Genomic DNA, 1555 nt, shown 5'->3' with positions numbered 1-1555 from the left:
CGGCGGCCTCGAAGAGTTCGGGCAGGGTCGCCTCGGGCGCCGGGGCGCCGGGCGGCAGGTCCTCGGGGCGGTAGGTGATCACCAGACAGAGCCGGGGCGGCAGGTCACGGGCCAGCCGGAGCAGCAGGTCGAGGGTCGCGTCGTCGGCCCACTGCACGTCCTCGACCACCAGCACCGGGTCGTCCAGCGCGGCCAGCAGCGCCCGCACGCCCTGGGCCAGCAGCCGGCGGGCGGACAGCAGGTCGCCGTCGTCGGCCGGCGCGGCGGGCAGCCGGTCGGCGAGGTCCGGCAGCACCCGGCGCAGCGCCCCCGCACTGGGCGGCAGCCGGTCGGGCGGGGGCAGCAGCGCGGCGGCGTCGCGCAGGGCGTCCACCACGGGGCCGAACGGCTCCGGCTCGCGCAGCGGATGGCAGCGGCCGAGGAGCACGGTGCGCCCCGTCGCCGAGGCGCACGCTCCGTCCAGTGCCCGTACCGCCTCGGTGACCAGTCGCGACTTGCCGACGCCGGCCTCGCCCTCGACGAGCAGCACGGCGGGCGGCCGGGCCAGCCCTTCGGCGATCCGGGCGAGTTCCCGGACCCGGCCCACGAAGCCGCGGCCCTCGGGCGCGGAAGGAGTCTGAACGGGCATGCGTCCCATCATGCCCGCGCCCGTCCCGTCCGGGTCGGGCGGGGCGGGCACGGCCGCTCAGAGCACCCCGGACACCACCGCGCCGCCGTCGGGGAACGGCGCCGGAACGGCGGCCGCGGCGAGCCGCCGATGATCGGGGGCGTCCCGGAACGCGCCGACCGGGCGGACCACCCGGCCCGGCGCCTCGACGACCTCGCAGCCCGCCCGGGCGAGGCGTTCGACGGTCTCCGCCGCCGCGCGGTCGTCGAGCGAGAACACGAACGGGCCGGGCACCAGCACCACGTCCACCCAGCCGCGCTCGGCCGCCGTCAGCAGGCTGGCCAGGGCCGGCAGCGGGCCGCGGGTGCTCAGCCCGTGGTCGGCGTAGACGGTGGGGTGGGGCAGCGCGAGACGGTGGGCCAGGTGCTCCATGGTGGAGCGGACGTATTCGGCCTCCTGGGGGTCGTACGGGCGGCACCGCAAGTACATCGCGGACCGCCGGGCCGCCCGGTTCAGCGGTTCGTGGGGGTCGTGCATGCCGTTCACCTGGCCTTGCTCGCTGTGATGGGTGGGGGAGTGCGGTTGCGGGCCGGTGTCCAGCGGACCTCCGGAACGGTACGGGGATCAATGGGGGTGACTACCCATTGATCCTCTTGATCCTCTTGGGCCCCGCCGTGCCCGGTGGGCGCCGGACACCTGAGATCGTGCGGATCGCCGGGGCCGGGGCCAAGAGCGGGGCACCGGCGCCCCGTGGTGCGCGGGGTGGCGACCCGGGCCCCCGCGCGCGGGTCTGCCCGGCACGCCGCCGTCCCGCCCCCCGCCCACCTGCGGTTTCCCGTCCTCCTCTGCCCGGGGTCGGCGCGCCCCGGCCCCGATCGGTCGTGGTGCCCCGCCGTGGTGCACGAAGCACCGCGCGCCCCCGCCGCGCTTCGCACACGCCCCGGGCCC

Annotated in this window: 2 protein-coding genes; both read right to left on the bottom strand. The window is 77.9% G+C overall.

Annotated features, from left to right (window positions below; genetic code table 11):
- Positions 1-628 (bottom strand): ATP-binding protein (locus ABD308_RS04645; protein ID WP_344325941.1); only part of this gene is annotated, 628 nt, incomplete at its 3' end.
- A gap of 57 nt (positions 629-685) precedes the next feature.
- Entirely contained in the window at positions 686-1144 is a 459-nt protein-coding gene (locus ABD308_RS04640; RefSeq protein ID WP_344325938.1) for a recombinase family protein, read from the bottom strand.
- Between the last annotated feature and the right edge of the window lie 411 nt (positions 1145-1555).

Origin of the sequence: Kitasatospora putterlickiae (assembly GCF_039527695.1) — a bacterium.
Taxonomy (GTDB): Bacteria; Actinomycetota; Actinomycetes; order Streptomycetales; family Streptomycetaceae; genus Kitasatospora; species Kitasatospora putterlickiae.
The sequence above is the reverse complement of the archived record's forward strand: the minus strand, read 5'-3'. Positions and strand labels throughout refer to the sequence as shown.